Below are 14,437 nucleotides of genomic sequence, written 5' to 3' on the forward strand. Positions count from 1 at the left end.
TGGCTGCTTGGAGTAGTTTCGGAACTGGTATACAGGGCGCAGTAGTGGGGGCGCGGACTACTGCGTCCCCACTACTGCGCCCTGGTGCAGCAACTGCTTAGGCGGCTACGGGTTGCAGGTGCATCGATTTTGCCTTCGTCATGCGCGGGGCCAGCTTCGCGACGATGTCATCGGCGTTGATGATGAACATAAACAGGTAGTGGATGCAGGTATGCTGATACGAGGCTTGGTTGAACCAATCGGAGAAGGTGTTGCTCAGGTACTCATCGGTCAGCGGGTAGGGCATGGTCGTGATGGTGCTCTGCGGGGCGTAGGGCGAGGTTACGGAGGCCGCAATGGTGATGGCCACGCCCTCCAGGAGCTCCTGCAGGTTAATGAACGTGTCGGCGAGGTAGATGTGGGCCGCCTCGGGGTTGGGCGAGAACATATCCGACACGCCGTTGATGCGCGACTGCACCGGAAACTTCGGGATGATGTCGTTGTCGATTTCGTAGTGGAACGACCGGTTGGTGGGAAACTTGCTGTCCAAATCGGCCGCAAAGTCCTTGTTGCCGGCCGCCGGGGCCGCGAAGGTATAGAGGTAGTTGTTGCTGTTCGAGAGCCCATCGGCTTTCAGCTGGTAGGCAAAGTAGGAGGCATATGTGTTAGCAATATTGCCGCCCAGGCTGTGCCCGGTGATGTACACCGGATGGCCCTGCGCCACCGCGTTTTGCTTGAGGTAGTCGTAGGCAGTCAGGCCGCTGCCCATGATATCCTCGGCAGTCAGCAGGTTGCTAAACGCCGTCATCGTGCCGGAGGCTACGTAGGCCGCGCCCGCCGCGTAAGGCCACGGCGCCTGGCTATACACGTCGAAATCTTCCAGCAGCCAGTTGGCAATTACGCCCCAGTTGAGGACGATGGAGCCATTCACTTCAAACGGCAGCGAGCCGCGCACCGCCAGGAAGAACTGGTTGTCGGGCGTCCGGGCGATGTAGGCGTAGTTATCGTCGGCCGTTTGGTTGGAGCTCCACACCACCTCGCACTTCGGGTAGTAGCTGGTCTGAAAATTCCAGACCGCGGTCTGGATGTTGTACACCCCGAGATTGTTCGGGTCCTTCTGGTCGGGATTGTCGGTGTAGGCAGCAAAGCACAACAGTACTGCCAAGGGCACCTGGGGGTTGGGAACGGTTGCTTCAGGGCTCATAGGATTTAGGGTAAACGGTTGATTACTAAACCCAAAACTATAGCCTCACTTTTGGCAACGCAACCGTATTCCTACGCTACTCAGACAGGTAATTTTACCTGATTTTCAACGGGCTCTTGGCCGGCACCCAGTCGCTTTGTCCCCGCCAGGATGGCTCTCCGGCCTAAAGTGGCCCGGTCCCTCACCCCCACAACTGATTCTGCATGGTAGCGCGACCAGCCTCCACGCAACCCCAGTGGCGCAGTAGCGGTCAACCCCGAGTACCCTTAATTCCTGGTTTTATGAAACGTACTCGTCTTACCATCTGGCTGCTCAGCGGGTTGTGCAGCATCACCGCCGCCAGCTGCTCCTGCAAGGAGAAGTCCGACCCCGAACCGGAACAGACCACCGTAAAGGTCAGCTACGCCCAAACCTACTGCTCCGACCGCTGGGGCCAGGCCCAAGGCACCCAACAACTCGCTGCCGTGGCAACGGCGTATCTGGCCCAGCAGGGCATCACGCTCTACCAGCCCCGAGCCAGTGCAAAGTATCCGGCAGCCGTTTGCAATGCCTGCTCCTGCACCACCGGCCTGGTGCTGGAAGGCACCGTAAGCCCCGCCGACCTGGCAGCCGTGCAGGCGTTGGGCTTCCAGTAAGCCTTCCGATTTTTTAACCATCCGTACCGAATCAGAAACGCTCCGATTGGCGTCTCTGCTTCGGGCTGGCGGCCTGCCTGATATCTGGCTCCCATCTCCATTGAAGTGAGGCTGGGGATGAGGCCGCGCCGGTTGTACCGGAGCTACTTGGCGAGCAGAATGGATTTCCGTAATTCTTCCTGCTCTTCCGCCGGCAGGTAGTTCTGCCGAAACAGATGGTCGTGGCAGACGTGCATCCGGCCTTCGGGCTCGGTAATTACCCAATCGCCGGCAAATAGCGTGAAACGGCCTTGGGGCGTGATGAGGTAGGCGTGCGGTGGACTTGGCAGCAGGCCGTCGCCACCGGGGTGGCTGGGGCTTTCATCGGCCACCCCGGTCAGGTGCTGGCCGGGAAACCACTGGGCCGCAGCTACCGGGGAACCATTGGAGCGCTGATGAATAAAAAAGGACATGGCGGGGAAATAACGACACGCTAACAACAGGGCACCAATGATTGGCACCCTATTTTTAACACAAGATTAATGGGCATGAAATGAATGTTTTATGAGGCAGCAAGCAGCCGCTGCATTCATTTTCTCTACATCTGAATGGCGCGACTTTGCACCTGCAGTCTGGCTGCTCAGGAACTCAGCCAGAACATACAAGGCCCGTATTTAGAACGTCATGCAGCGCGGAGCACAGCATCTTTACTGCGTTAGTAATTGATTTTACTAGTGCGGTAGCCATGCGTTGCTCCACGGTGCATGACGTTTCTTTTTCGTGCCGGATGACCTCCTGAACCGCTTTATTGTTAAAAAACTATCCCGACCTTCCCAAAACTTTCGTGCTGATTTCGGGCTTTCCTGACCAGTTTTTTCCCTGCTGCCGTACTTACGACTCCAACCTTAACCCCTGAACTTCGATGAGCGCAACCCCCGCTATGCATTCCTTTGGCATGATTGGCCTTGGCACCATGGGCCGCAACCTGCTCCTGAACCTGGCCGACCACGGCTTTTCCGTGGCTGGCTATGACAAGGACCCCGACAAAATTGGCCTGCTGGCTAAGGAAGGCGCCGGCAAACCGGCCGAAGGCTTCGCCGACCTCACCAGCTTTCTGGGCAGCATCAAAACACCGCGCGCTATCATGATGCTGGTGCCCGCAGGTCCCATCGTAGACAGTGTGATTGCCGAGTTGGAGCCGCTGCTGGCCCCCGGCGACATCATCATCGACGGCGGCAATTCTCACTTTACCGACACCGAGCGGCGCGCCAAGGCCGTAGAAGCGGCTGGCTTTCATTTCTTCGGCATGGGCGTGAGCGGCGGCGAGGAAGGCGCCCGCTTTGGCCCGAGCATGATGCCGGGCGGCGATAAAGAGGCCTACGCCGTGATGCAGCCCATGTTTGAGGCCATTGCGGCCCAGGTCGATGGCCAACCCTGCGTGACTTACATCGGGCCCGGGGCGGCTGGTCACTTCGTCAAAATGGTGCACAACGGCATCGAATACGGCCTAATGCAGCTCATTGCCGAAACCTACGCCGTGCTGAAAACCGGCCTGGGGATGGATAATACGGCCATTGGCCAGGTGTTTACCAAATGGAACGAAGGCCGCCTGCAGTCCTTCCTGCTGGACATTACGAAGGACATCTTCGGCTTCATCGCGCCCAATACCGACCATTTGCTGCTCGATGACATCAAGGACGAAGCCCGCGCCAAAGGCACCGGCAAGTGGACTTCACAGGTAGCCATGGATTTGGAAGTGCCCCTGCCCACCGTCGATACCGCCGTGGCCATGCGCGATTTGTCGAAATATAAGGCCCTGCGCGAGCAGCTGGCGGGCATCTACGGCCCGGCGGCAGGGGCGCTGCCGGTAGAGCACGAAGCCTTCCTGACGCAGCTGGAGCAGGCTTTCTACTTCAGCATGGTGATTACCTACTCGCAGGGTATGCACCTGCTGGCAAAGGCTTCCAAAGACTACTCCTACGAGCTGCAACTGGCCGAAATTGCTAAAATCTGGCGTGGCGGCTGCATCATTCGCTCGGGCTTTTTAAATGATATTTTTAATGCCTACCAACAGGCTCCCGACCTGGCCCACCTGCTACTCGATAGTCAAGTGCAGAATCTGGTAAAGGAATCCGTGTCGGGCGCCCGCGCTGTGGTGGCAGCGGCCGTGACGGCCGGGTTGGCCCTGCCGGCCTACGCCTCCTCGCTGAACTATTTCGAAACCTTCCGCACCGGCCGTATGCCCTCGAACCTGATTCAGGCACAACGCGACTACTTCGGGGCCCACACCTACGAGCTGATTGGCAAGGAAGGTGTCTTCCACACCCAATGGACGCCGGAGCATGAAGATGCCTCCAACAAGCAGGATGCGCAGGTGGAAGAAGGCGGCCCCGAGAAAGAGCCGGTGAAGCCGAACAGCTAGCCGATTAGAACGTCATGCGTAGTCTGCCTGTCATCCCGAGCAGCGCGAAGGACCTTATCACAGCTAAACAGCTTGCAGTAAATCAGCTGGTACAAACGTAATAAGGCCCTTCGCTACGCTCGGGATGACAGGCGATTTTTCCCTTCTCCTCCCCTCTGCACCTAACCAATGAGTACCAAAACCACTATTCCGCCCACCGTTTTCGTCATCTTCGGCGGCACCGGCGATTTGAACGCCCGCAAGCTCACGCCGGCTTTATATAACCTGTTTCTGGATGGCTGGCTGCCCGCGCAGTTTGCCATCATTGGCACGGGCCGCTCCAAGCTCACCGACGAGGAGTTCCGCACCAACCTGCTGGCCGATGTCAATCAATTTTCGCGTAGCGGCAAGGCCAAAAAAGAGGCCTGGGATAAGTTTGCGCCACATATCAATTACCAAGTGGCCGACGTGAAAGCGCCGGAGGCCTACGAGGAATTTGGCCAGCGCATTGCAGGCTTCGAGAAAGAATGGAATGCCCCAGCCAATGTCATTTACTACCTGGCGGTGGCTCCGGAGTTCTTCCCGATTATTGCCACGGGCGTGGCCAAAAGCCACGCGGGCACCGACCCGGCCCGCGTCCGCATCGTGATTGAGAAGCCGTTCGGGCACGATTTGGAGTCGGCCCGGGCCCTGAACCAACTGCTGGCCGAGCACTATGAAGAGCGCCAGATTTACCGCATCGACCACTATCTGGGCAAGGAGACGGTGCAGAACATCATGGCCTTTCGCTTCGCCAACGCCATTATGGAGCCGCTCTGGAACCGCAATACCATTGAGCACGTCCAGATTTCGGTGACCGAGCAGCTGGGTGTGGGCGAGCGCACGGGCTACTACGACGGCTCCGGCGCCCTGCGCGACATGATTCAGAACCACCTGCTGCAGTTGCTGTGCCTGGTGGCCATGGAACCGCCCGTGAATTTTACCGCCGATGAGGTGCGCAACCGCAAGGTGGACGTGCTGCGTGCCATGCGCCGCTTCACCCCCGAAATGGTGCGCGAGTCGGCCGTACGCGGGCAGTATGGCCCCGGCTGGATTGAGGGAAAACAGGTGCCCGGCTACCGCGAGGAAAAGGACGCCAACCCCACTTCGAGCACCGAAACCTTCGCGGCCGTGAAGTTTTTTGTCGACAACTGGCGCTGGCAGGGCGTGCCGTTTTACCTGCGCACCGGCAAGCGCCTGCACCGCTCGGCATCCATCATCACCATCCAGTTTAAGGACGTGCCGCACGTCATCTTCCCGGCCGAAACCGTGGAGGGCTGGCGCAAAAACCGCTTGGTTATCAGCATTCAGCCCGAGATGAGCATCCGGCTTCAGGTGCAGGCCAAGCGCCCCGGCCTCGACATGATGCTCAACACCGTGGACATGGTGTTCGACTACCAAGGTACCTATACCAACGAAACGCCCGAGGCCTACGAAACCCTGTTGCTCGACACCATGCTCGGCGACCAAACGCTGTTCATGCGCGGCGACCAAGTGGAGGAAGCCTGGGATTTGGTGATGCCCATCCTCACTTCCTGGCAGAACCGGCCTAGCCTGAGCTTCCCCAACTACTCGGCCGACTCGTGGGGCCCGGAAGTGGCCGAAGCCCTCGTGGCCCGCGACGGTTTCCACTGGTTCACCCTGCCCCTCAACGGAAAGAAATAGCCATGCCCCAACACGTTTTCGATTCGGTAGAGGAAGTTTTGCACCAGCTGGCCGACTTCTTCGTGGCGCAAGCTCATGAGGCCGTTGCGGCGCGGGGCCGTTTTTCGGTGGCCCTCTCCGGCGGCAGCTCACCCAAAAAGCTGTACGAGCTGCTGGCCTCGCCCGCTTACCGCGAGCGGGTGCCGTGGGCGCAGGTGTTTTTCTTTTTCGGCGATGAGCGCAACGTGCCCGCCACCGACCCGCAAAGCAACTACCTGATGGCCAAAACCGCCCTGCTGGCCCCGCTTGGCATCCCCACGGCCCAGGTTTTTCCGGTGAATACCGAACTCCCACCCGCAGAAGCTGCGCAAGCCTACACCAAGACTGTCAACGACTTTTTTGGTTCCGAGCCGGCCCGCTTCGACCTCGTGCTGCTGGGCTTGGGCGACAATTCACACACGGCCTCACTCTTCCCGCACACCAGCGTGCTGCACGTAAGCACTGCCAGCACAGAGGCCGTTTTCGTGGAGGAGTTGAACGCCGACCGCATTACGCTAACCGCTCCTTTGATTAACCAGGCCCGCGCCGTGGCTTTCCTGGTTTTCGGTGCCGATAAGGCGGCCGCTGTCCGGCGGGTAATACAGGGCGAGCGAAATAGTGAGGAATACCCCGCGCAGCTTATCGCCCCCGCAGCAGGCGAAGCCGATTGGTTTCTGGATAAGCCGGCTGCCTCGGAGTTGGTTTAAGTTGTGCTAACGAGGGAGCTGTAGAACGTTCAGGCGTTGTGCTGCGGGCGGAACCTCACCCCCGGCCCCTCTCCAATGGAGAGGGTAGCCTGACATCGTTTTTAAGCCCTTTAGCAAGTGTTTCTAGCAAAAAAGCCGCCTGATGGGCGGCTTTTTTCATATTAGTTGAGCTGCCGAGGTTCCCCCTCTTCATCGGAGAGGATGCCCCGTGTAAAGCACGAATCCTGAACGCCCTAGGGCAGCTCCGCAAAACCACTTGCCGCCGCTGCCGAAACTCCGGCCCGCAGCACCTGAACCGCCCCATTCTGTACTACTACAGCCGCCCGCGCCAGCCCCAGAAATAAGCCGTGCTCGACCATCCCAGGGATGGTTTTCAGCTGCAATGCCAATCCTTGTGGGTCAGCAATGGCTTCGAAATGGCAGTCGACCAGCAGGTTGCCCTGGTCGGATTGGGCAAGCTGCTCGGGGTGATGTTTGTTGACGCGTACGACGGGTGCACCGCCAAGGGCCGCCACGGCATCCAGCACCCAGGGCAGGGCGAAGGGTACCACTTCCAGCGGCAGTGGGAAGCGGCCGAGCTGGGCCACGGCCTTGCTCGAATCGGCCACAATGAGCAGGTAGTCGGAAGCCGTAGCAATGACTTTTTCGCGCAGCAAAGCCCCGCCCCCGCCTTTGATGAGGCGCAGTTGTGGGTCCAGCTCGTCGGCGCCGTCTACGGTCAGGTTGAAGCGCAGGCCGCGCCGGGGCTCTATCATCGGAATACCGACGCGGCGGGCCAGTTCATCGCTGGCCTTCGAAGTGGCGGTGGCCTGAATGCGCAGGCCTTGTTCGCGCACCCGCTGGCCCAGCAGCTCAATAAATGGTGCAGCCGTGCTGCCCGTACCCAGGCCGACGAGCATGCCATCGCGCACCCAGCCGGCGGCGGTAGCGGCAACGAGTTGTTTTTCCTGAGCTAATTGGGTTTGAGCTTCCGTGCTGGACATGGGGCGGGGAGTGAGTGCGGCACTGGGCCGCTAAGGGGTGAAGAAAGTGAGCGTAGGGGCAAAAGTAACCGCTTGAGGACGGAAGAATCCGTCCAGACTTAGCGCGTAAGCATGGCCTTCGACGCAGATTGTTGCATTTTTGCAACTCATCCTTGCGCTCATCTATGTCCCACCCTATTGCTTTTCGCCGCTGGCATGCCGCTAGTGTACTCAGCCTGACGGCCCTTACGCTGGCCACCGGCTGCGTGCATTCCACTAGTTCTAGTTCTAATCCCACCATCGCGAAGGATTACCTGCTCTACATCGGCACCAACGTGGCTGGCGAGCAGGACAATACGATTTTCCTCTACCGGGTGTCGCCGACCACCGGAGCCTTCACGCGGGTGAGTGCGCTACGCGGCGGGGCAAGCCCTACCTACCTCACCCTTGCTCCCAACCGGCGCTTCCTCTACGCCGTGAGCGAAACCCAGACCTTCAAGGGCGCGGCCGGCGGGGGTGTGAGCGCCTTTGCAGTCGACCAGAAATCAGGCGACCTGAAGCTGCTCAACCAGCAGCCTTCCAATGGGGCGTCGCCCTGCTACATCAGCCTCGACCGCACCAACAAAATGGTTTTGGTGGCGAATTACACGGGGGGCAACGTGAGCAACTACCCGGTGAATGCCGACGGGCAGCTGGGCACCCCAACTACAGACCAGCAAATCGGCCGGGGCCCGCACAAAAACCAGAATGCTTCCCACGCCCACTGCCTCCTCCCCGACCCCACCAATAAGTTCGCCTTCGCCGTGAACCTGGGCACCGACCAGGTGTATTCCTACCGCCTCGACCCCGCGGCCGGCAAGCTCACGCGTCAGCCCGAGCCGGCCTTTGTAGCCAAGCCCGGGGCCGGGCCACGCCACCTCACCTTCCACCCCAACGGCAAACGGGCCTACTTGATTAATGAGCTGAATTCAAGCATTACGGCGCTTGATTATGACGCCACGACCGGCCACTTCAAGGAGCTACAAACGCTGTCGGCCCTGCCGGCTAGCTACACCGGCGAAAACTCCTGCGCCGACATCCACGTTGCGCCCAACGGCTTGTTTCTCTACGCTTCGAACCGGGGTCACAACAGCATTGCCGTGTTTGCCATCGACTCGAACAACGGCACGCTGGTGCCCATTCAGGACGTGGACACGCAGGGCAAGACGCCCCGCAACTTCACCCTCGACCCCAGCGGACGCCTGCTGCTGGTAGCCAACCAGAACTCCAACAACGTTGTCAGCTACCGCGTCGACCCACAGTCGGGCCTGCTTACACCCACCGGCCAAAGCACGGAGGTACCCTCGCCCATGTTCCTGCAAGTAGTGCCTGATTTTACGCGCTAGGCACCCCGAATATTCAGTTCGGCTTGCGTTGGAACAAGCAGCCGCAAGCCGAATTGAATATTCGGGGTACTTGGGCTGGTTATTCCCAAGCTGGCAGCCAGCCGGCCCTGGCGTGCCCCGGCCGAGGTTTTGCCGTCACCGGCCGGGCTTGAGCAACGTGGCTTCCTACAGCCCGTAAGTGGGCCAACGCTCCAGCTGAAAAAATCTGCTGGTCTACACCACTTCCCCCCATGCTGCCCCAACCCAACGACCATCCCCGCGAGCTGCAATTTCCCCTCTACGTAAAGGCGCCGCTGGTGCTACTGGGCCTGGCGCTGCTGGTGTTCACGCTGCACATTGCCAGCGAAATCATCTTCCCGCTGGTATTTGCGGCCATCTTTGCCATTATGTTGCACCCGGTGGAGCAGTGGCTGTTGCGGCGGCGCGTGCCACAGTTATTGGCCATCACGCTCACGGTGGTGCTAGGCGTGGCCACGCTGCTGGGCCTGGTTTACTTTATTTACCTGGAGGCCGGGCAGCTTTCCAGCCAAATGCCGCTGTTCAAGGTCAAGTTTGCCCAAACCACGGCGCAGCTGCACGAGTGGCTGCAATCGCGCTTCGGGCTGAGCGACCAGAAGCTGCAAAGCTGGGTGAGCGAGGCCGGCAACCGGGCCTCGTCGCTGCTGGGTGGCACGCTGTCGGCGGTATCGGGGCTGCTGGTGATGGCCACGCTTATTCCGGTTTATATCTTCCTGCTGTTCCTGTACCAGCGGCGGCTGGTCGATTTTCTGGTGCAGGTATTCTCGGGCCGCCGACGCGATACGGGCGTGACCGAGGTGCTGCGCGAGAGCAAAGCCGCCATTCAGAGCTACATGGTCGGGCTGCTTATTGAGGGCGGCATTGTGGCGGTACTCAACGTCTCAGCGCTGTTTATTCTGGGCATCCCCTACGCCCTGCTCTTAGGCGTGCTAGGCGCGCTGCTCAATTTCATTCCCTACGTGGGCGGGCTCACGGCCATTGCGCTGCCAGTACTCATGGCCTTCGTTACGAAGCAGGGCTACGGCTACCCGCTGGGCGTGGTGGCCATCTACATGGTTATTCAATTCGTTGACAACCACTACCTCATCCCCCGCATCGTGGCCTCCAAAATCAAAGTCAATGCCTTGGTGGCCATCGTGGGCGTGCTGGTGGGCAATGCCATTGGCGGGGTGGCGGGCATGTTTCTGGCCCTGCCCATCATTGCCATCATCAAAATCGTGTTCGACCGCATCGAGCCGCTCAAGCCCTGGGGCATGGTGCTGGGCGACGAGGAAACGCCGCGTGGCCGTAAGGTAAACCCCGCCAGCAAGAATGTCCTGAAGGCCGAAGGCAAGCCGACCCAGGCAGCAGAAAGCGCCTAGCGTTTGGCTGTGAGCAGGCCACTGCCTATTTGCTCAAATCGACGGCTAGCAGCCAGTTTTCGGCGGCCTCTATGGTGTTGAAGCGCTGGAAAATGAGCCCGCTCGGCGATGACGAAACCACCGACTGCGTAGAAAGCCGGTGCATGGGGTCGCTGCCCTCCACAATGGCGCAGTAGCGGGCCCGGGCCTCCCGAATAGCCTGCGGAATCCATTCACCGGTGAGCCACTGCTGGGCCGGCCCCGACAGCGGCGACCGCTGCCCGTGCTCCGACAGTATTTTGCGGGTTCCTGTGCTCTGCATCAGTGCTAAAACCTGCGCGTAGTAGGCTTTCAGGACATCGAATGGAGCCCGGTCGGCGCTCCAGGACAGGCGTACAAAACCACCGGGCTGGTAGTAAAGCTTGCCCGCCGCGTTTTGAAAAAAGAGGGTTTCCGGGGTGCGGGAGGGCAAATTCATGGAGGGAGGTAGAGCGCAGCAGAGCGGCTTTAGGCTTGGGCCAACAAATTTACATCACGGTACGGGTAGTTAGCTTTTGCTCAACAAAACATTCTGGTTCGCGTAGGATGAGCCATAATGATGAGGTTGTGTCAGCTCGACGCCACAACCTGATATCGTTTTATTTAGTTATCTACCAGCCTGTTATAATATCATGCGTTTATATTTTGAGAACCCGGTGGGGCGCCTCATGGAGCACCCCGACGGTTATGCGCTCGTGCAATACAACGCGGGCTCCCGCGATTTCACCTCCTTCCAGGCCTTTCTCACGCACACCCACCAGTTGCTGCGCCGCCACGGCTGGCACAAACTTCTGGCCGACCAGCGCGCCATGCTCCCTTTCACCGAGCAGGAACGCCACTGGCTGGGCAACGAATGGCTGACCCGCAGCACCGGCGACGGCTACGCGCTCTACGGTGCCGTGGTGGTACCCGGCAACGAGTATGCCCGCCAAACCCTGAACTTGGTAATGGCCGAGGTGCAGCAGTCGCCCTACACCTACCGCCTGTTCGAAGGCGAGGAAGAAGCCGTTTCGTGGCTGCGGGACCTGCCGTAGCCAATTCACTTTCAAGCGAAACCCGTTGCTCGTTTCACTTTTTTCTGAGATTTCAGAGCATAAGATGAGCGGTAACTGCGGTGCTGCCACCGGCATCATCATCGGTCACGAGCAACAGCTCAAACTGCCCATCGGTCAGCTGCTGGCGCACGGCCAAGCCTTCCACCTTGCCATAGTACGGGCGGCCATCAGCCCAGGCCAACTGGGCGAAAGTGGCTTTTTGACCTGCCACATCCACCACCCCAACAAAGGAGCCCAGCACAGCCCCGTCGAGCACGGCGTCGGTCGTATTCTCAACGGAAGCTGATACGAACAGACGCCCACTAACGAAGGTGGCCCCGGAAAACCCGGCCGGGCAGCCATCGATACTGGGCAGCTCAAACACCAGCTGGTGCGGCACCGGCACCACGGCCCCGGCCCGGCCGGCTAGCTGGTGCAGTACCGGTGCCAGTGGCAGCGCAAACAGCAGCGCCGCATCGGCCCGCCCCACGGTGCGCTGAAACAGTAGCAGTTCGGTTTCGGTGGTAGCGGCGGCTTCAAGGTTGAGCACGACACCGGTTGGCAGATGGGCGCGCAGCTGAGCATAAAGCGGCGCTAAGTCAACGCGTTGGGGTGCCTGCCCTGCTACCGGCACAAACCAGCCGACCTCGCGGGCGGGGGTGCTGCCCGAGCCCAACACCAGCACGCCGGCCCGGCCATCGGGCCAGGTGAGAGCGGCCATGGCTTCGAGGTCGGGCTTGGTGGCTTTGGGAATGCGGCCGCTGCCAAAGGCATCCGTTTCGAACAGCGGCACCCGCGAAAGCACGGCCAGCGTGGCCGCATCGAGCAGGTAGAGGTAGGGCGAATCATCGCCGATGACGTAGGCCACGGGCCCGATAATTTCGACCCCGGAGGCCGAGGGCAGGCCGGGAATGTTGTTTTCAGAAAGGATGGCGGCGGTCATAGTGGAAGGGTGAGCAGCGTGTAATGCGAGGCCCATTAGGGCGATACTACGGGAAAGTCCTGCCAACTAACAACCGGCGGCGGCAACTATCTTGCGCTCCGTTCCTGCCTTTCCGGCCTTTCCCATGGTTCCATACGCTCCCGGCCTGCACATTCTGGCCACCTTCGCGGCCCCACCCGCCGCCCTGCGCGATGCCGAGGCCTGCCGCGCCTTCTTCGACACGCAGGTGCAGGCCTTCGGGCTGGCCAAGGTGGGCGAGGCCTACCACACCTTCCCGGCCGATGCCAGCGGCCCGGGCGGCTTCACGGCGGTGCTGGCCCTCACCGAGTCGCACCTGAGCATCCACACCTGGCCGGAGCATGGGCTGGCAACGTTCGATGTGTTTCTATCAAACTTCCGGCGCGACAACTCAGCAGCGGTGCGCGGGATTTACGCGGCCACGCTCGCATTTTTCGAGGGCCTCGAACAGCACAAAACCGAAGTTCGCCGATGAGTGACATCCTTACTCCCCGGCCCGAATCGGCCCAGCTGAACTGCCCCAAATGCACAGCTTACATCACTTACTACGACGTGGCGGGCAGCGAATACTACGCCTGCCCGAACTGCCACGCCTATTTCCGCTACTCGGGCGAGGAAACGCCAAAGGTGATTGGCAGCTATCAAACCCCTACTCACGAAGTGCCGCTCATTCCGCTTGGCACGCTGGGGATGCTGGGCGGGTTCCGCTGGCGGGTGGTGGGCTTTGTGGAGCGCTACGAGTACCGCTCCGAGCAATACCGCTGGACGGAATACCAGCTCTACCACCCCGAAACAGCCGAATACGCCCAGTTGGCGCAGTATCGTGGCCATTGGATGCTCACCCGGCCCAACAAGGAAAAACCAGCGCAGGCCCGGTTCAATAGCCGGTCTGTCACCACTCCCGAAGGCACGTACAATCTCTACAACCGCTACCAGGCGCGGGTGGCCTGGGCAGTAGGTGAGTTTGATTGGGACATTGAAGGCGACGACCAACTAAAGATTGCCGAATACATTCTGCCGCCGCTCATGCTGGTGCAGGAACGAGCATCGGATAAGACGGTGACCTGGTACCGTGCCGAGCACGTTGAACCGAGCGAGGTAGCCGCCGCTTTTGGCCTAATTGCAAGCGCCATGCCCATTCGGGAAGGCGTGGGCGCGGTACAGCCCGACCCGTCCACGACCAGGTGGCCGGCACTACGGCTGCTCACTACCGTGGCCTTTTTCGTACTTCTACTGACGCAGATAGGCCAGCATCTGCGCTACCCCGACCGGGACCTGCTCAAAGCCAGCCTGCAGGTGGTGGCCGATACCACGGCCAAGTCGGCACCCGGCACCGGCAAGGTTCTCGTGTCGCCCTCGTTTACCCTCGACCACCAGGCCGCGTTAGAAATTGACCTCACCACCACGCTCAACAACCAGTGGCTGGAGCTGCCCGTGAGCCTCGTGAACGAGCAAACCGGCCAGGGCTTCGAGTTCACCAAAAACATTGAGTTTTACAACGGCGTGGAGGGCGGCGAAAGCTGGAGTGAAGGCAGCCGCAACGCCGACGCGGTGCTGTCGCGCGTGCCTGCCGGCCGCTATCACCTCAACTTCTACCCCTTCACCGAAAGTGGCCCCGCCGCGCCCGGCATTGAGGTACGCGTGACGGCCGACCCGCCACTCTGGTCCAACTTTTTCGTAGTGCTGCTCCTAATACTCATCTATCCCATCTGGCAATATCTGCGCCGCGCCAGCCACGAAACCAAACGCTGGAGCGCAAGCGACTACGGCCCCTCTGCTGACTAGCTAAGCAGTTGTCAGGATGCAAACCAGCCATTGACAACCAGCTACTAATAACCTCAACCACCCATGCTCGAACGCTTTTTCATTTCGATACGGCCCGTGTGGTTCTACGCGCTGCTACTATTGCTGCCGCTGGGCTGGTTTGCCTGGGGCGCAACCACCGGCACCCGCCTGCTCGGCGACGATAACGAAAGCACCGAAACCCTGGGGGCGCCCGGCACGCGCGGTAGTCATGGCCACGCCGGCCGGGGCCTGTATTTCCACAAATAATCCACCACGACCTGCTCTT

At 60.2% G+C, this 14,437-nt stretch carries 15 protein-coding genes; 10 read left to right on the top strand and 5 right to left on the bottom strand.

Features of this window, described 5'->3' with window-relative positions; genetic code table 11:
* Nucleotides 1-97: 97 nt before the first annotated feature.
* On the bottom strand, nt 98-1,183 hold the full coding sequence (locus tag J4E00_RS02590; RefSeq protein ID WP_208173442.1) for a lipase family protein: 1,086 nt from the start codon (nt 1,181-1,183) through the stop codon (nt 98-100).
* 281 nt (nt 1,184-1,464) lie between these two features.
* Between J4E00_RS02590 and J4E00_RS02595 the strand changes: the two genes are divergently transcribed.
* The gene (locus J4E00_RS02595) at nt 1,465-1,818 is read left to right on the top strand and encodes a hypothetical protein (protein WP_208173443.1); all 354 of its coding nucleotides are present in this window, start codon (nt 1,465-1,467) and stop codon (nt 1,816-1,818) included.
* 143 nt (nt 1,819-1,961) lie between these two features.
* Here J4E00_RS02595 and J4E00_RS02600 read toward each other — a convergent pair whose 3' ends face one another.
* Nucleotides 1,962-2,270 (bottom strand): hypothetical protein, encoded by a 309-nt coding sequence (locus J4E00_RS02600; protein WP_208173444.1) that lies wholly within the window; start codon nt 2,268-2,270, stop codon nt 1,962-1,964.
* Nucleotides 2,271-2,719: 449 nt separating this feature from the next.
* On the opposite strand from J4E00_RS02600, the gene gndA reads away from it, so the two are divergent.
* From gndA to pgl, 3 genes are all read left to right on the top strand, one after another.
* Complete coding sequence (gene gndA, locus J4E00_RS02605) at nt 2,720-4,219, top strand: NADP-dependent phosphogluconate dehydrogenase (protein WP_236049391.1); 1,500 nt, start codon at nt 2,720-2,722, stop codon at nt 4,217-4,219.
* Between the two features lie 168 nt (nt 4,220-4,387).
* Nucleotides 4,388-5,902 (top strand): glucose-6-phosphate dehydrogenase, encoded by a 1,515-nt coding sequence (gene zwf / locus J4E00_RS02610; RefSeq protein WP_208173445.1) that lies wholly within the window; start codon nt 4,388-4,390, stop codon nt 5,900-5,902.
* Nucleotides 5,903-5,904: 2 nt separating this feature from the next.
* Nucleotides 5,905-6,627, top strand: coding sequence for a 6-phosphogluconolactonase (gene pgl / locus J4E00_RS02615; protein WP_208173446.1), 723 nt, complete (start codon nt 5,905-5,907; stop codon nt 6,625-6,627).
* A 233-nt stretch (nt 6,628-6,860) separates the two neighbouring features.
* Here pgl and rpiA read toward each other — a convergent pair whose 3' ends face one another.
* Entirely contained in the window at nt 6,861-7,610 is a 750-nt protein-coding gene (gene rpiA, locus J4E00_RS02620; RefSeq protein WP_208173447.1) for a ribose-5-phosphate isomerase RpiA, read from the bottom strand.
* Between the two features lie 164 nt (nt 7,611-7,774).
* On the opposite strand from rpiA, the gene J4E00_RS02625 reads away from it, so the two are divergent.
* Together J4E00_RS02625 and J4E00_RS02630 are read left to right on the top strand one after the other, a co-directional pair.
* Nucleotides 7,775-8,974, top strand: coding sequence for a lactonase family protein (locus J4E00_RS02625; protein ID WP_208173448.1), 1,200 nt, complete (start codon nt 7,775-7,777; stop codon nt 8,972-8,974).
* Nucleotides 8,975-9,204: 230 nt separating this feature from the next.
* Nucleotides 9,205-10,353 carry an AI-2E family transporter gene (locus J4E00_RS02630; protein ID WP_208173449.1) on the top strand — a complete coding sequence of 383 codons (1,149 nt, stop codon included), beginning with the start codon at nt 9,205-9,207 and terminating at the stop codon, nt 10,351-10,353.
* A gap of 25 nt (nt 10,354-10,378) precedes the next feature.
* Here the strand turns inward: J4E00_RS02630 and J4E00_RS02635 are convergent, their stop codons facing one another.
* Nucleotides 10,379-10,810: a hypothetical protein gene (locus J4E00_RS02635; protein WP_208173450.1), complete on the bottom strand. Its 432-nt coding sequence runs from the start codon at nt 10,808-10,810 to the stop codon at nt 10,379-10,381.
* Between the two features lie 193 nt (nt 10,811-11,003).
* Between J4E00_RS02635 and J4E00_RS02640 the strand changes: the two genes are divergently transcribed.
* Entirely contained in the window at nt 11,004-11,405 is a 402-nt protein-coding gene (locus J4E00_RS02640; RefSeq protein WP_208173451.1) for a hypothetical protein, read from the top strand.
* A 52-nt stretch (nt 11,406-11,457) separates the two neighbouring features.
* Here J4E00_RS02640 and J4E00_RS02645 read toward each other — a convergent pair whose 3' ends face one another.
* Nucleotides 11,458-12,348 carry a DUF6929 family protein gene (locus J4E00_RS02645; protein WP_208173452.1) on the bottom strand — a complete coding sequence of 297 codons (891 nt, stop codon included), beginning with the start codon at nt 12,346-12,348 and terminating at the stop codon, nt 11,458-11,460.
* A gap of 124 nt (nt 12,349-12,472) precedes the next feature.
* Between J4E00_RS02645 and J4E00_RS02650 the strand changes: the two genes are divergently transcribed.
* From J4E00_RS02650 to J4E00_RS02660, 3 genes are all read left to right on the top strand, one after another.
* Nucleotides 12,473-12,841 carry an S-adenosylmethionine decarboxylase family protein gene (locus J4E00_RS02650; protein ID WP_208173453.1) on the top strand — a complete coding sequence of 123 codons (369 nt, stop codon included), beginning with the start codon at nt 12,473-12,475 and terminating at the stop codon, nt 12,839-12,841.
* Nucleotides 12,838-14,151 (top strand): DUF4178 domain-containing protein, encoded by a 1,314-nt coding sequence (locus J4E00_RS02655; RefSeq protein WP_208173454.1) that lies wholly within the window; start codon nt 12,838-12,840, stop codon nt 14,149-14,151. Before J4E00_RS02650 ends, J4E00_RS02655 begins: the two co-directional genes overlap by 4 nt.
* 63 nt (nt 14,152-14,214) lie before the next feature.
* Complete coding sequence (locus J4E00_RS02660) at nt 14,215-14,418, top strand: hypothetical protein (RefSeq protein WP_208173455.1); 204 nt, start codon at nt 14,215-14,217, stop codon at nt 14,416-14,418.
* Nucleotides 14,419-14,437 lie beyond the last annotated feature (19 nt).

Origin of the sequence: Hymenobacter negativus (assembly GCF_017571495.1) — a bacterium.
GTDB classification, from domain to species: Bacteria; Bacteroidota; Bacteroidia; order Cytophagales; family Hymenobacteraceae; genus Hymenobacter; species Hymenobacter negativus.